The sequence below is a fragment of the Phenylobacterium sp. genome (genome assembly GCF_030693805.1).
In the GTDB taxonomy this organism is placed as follows: domain Bacteria; phylum Pseudomonadota; class Alphaproteobacteria; order Caulobacterales; family Caulobacteraceae; genus Phenylobacterium.
The window spans coordinates 1-1103 of record NZ_JAUXZW010000099.1 but is presented as its reverse complement, the minus strand read 5'-3'; the positions used below and the strand labels follow the sequence as shown (position 1 = coordinate 1103).

Here is a 1103-nt window from a genome sequence, read left to right as displayed (position 1 = left end):
GAATATCAGCGCCCAGTTGCCGGTATGGATGAAGGAAGGAGGTATCGCTGGTGAGGCTGTATAGGCGGATGGTGTTTTCAACTTCATTCAGATCGGCAGCAATATCTTTAATCAGGAGTAATTTGAGATCGGGACGTGCTTCCTTATGGATGGTATCAACAATTTTGGAAAGACTCTGATAAGCCAGATATCCTGAAATAATTACCACAACTGCAATGCAGATGGTTAAAAGGATAACCTGTATTTCAATCTTTAATTTCTTCATCAAATTAAATATCGCAATTTACAGTATTTTTATTTTGGTTTTGGAGGAATTTTTATTTTAACCGACTCGAATCAGCCATAAAAGATAATCTGACTGGATCTTCACGGATAAAATGAAATCAATTAAGGTTAGAGAAATCCTTCTTCAAATGATTATTTTTCAGCGATTTGTTATGCTCGTAACTGTCAGTTTGAAGATATTATTTCCTGGGAATAGTTTAGAAAGTTTCTGAAATTTATTTAATGCCTTCTGATTATCGTTTTCAATTTCGAGATAAATTTTTGCCAATAAATATGTTTTTACAACGTCAAATGATTTGTACTCATAATTGTGGATATTTTCTATTCTTTGCAGACTTATACTACATTTCTCCAAATTTATTTTTGTGTTGAATCCATGATCATATAGAAATTTGTATTTCATAAATTCATCCAGTTCATTCATCAATTTGAACATACAAACTACAAATGAGGTTGATTCAATTGTACTGTTCATATCAATGGTTTTCATAAAAAAATGAAATTTTAGTAAGGTCAGGTATTTTGAAAATTTTTTATCTTTTAAATTCTCATACCTAATTTGATAAGTAAAGTAAATTAGACGGTCATAATTCTGATATTCAAATATTTTATTATCGTCTTTTAATTCATCAAGTTCGGCTATAAATTCAGATTCGTTCGAATTAGAATAAAATGAAATCATTTTCCACCACAAGTAGTCAATCTTTATATATTGAGAAATTTGCGGCGATGTTTTTCTTAGAGTTTCAATTTTCTCTGGAACTTCATTGAAATCCTGATTATATACTTTAAAAATTATTTCATCGACTTCTAACGTG

2 protein-coding genes are annotated in these 1103 nt (G+C 30.2%); both read right to left on the bottom strand.

Annotation, left to right across the window (positions count from 1 at the left end; all coding sequences use genetic code 11):
• Positions 1–265, bottom strand: a 265-nt coding sequence (locus Q8M88_RS04350; protein ID WP_305595023.1) for a hypothetical protein, incomplete at its 3' end; no start/stop codon positions are given.
• A gap of 159 nt (positions 266–424) precedes the next feature.
• On the bottom strand, positions 425–1103 hold a 679-nt coding region (locus tag Q8M88_RS04345; protein ID WP_305595022.1), incomplete at its 5' end, for a hypothetical protein.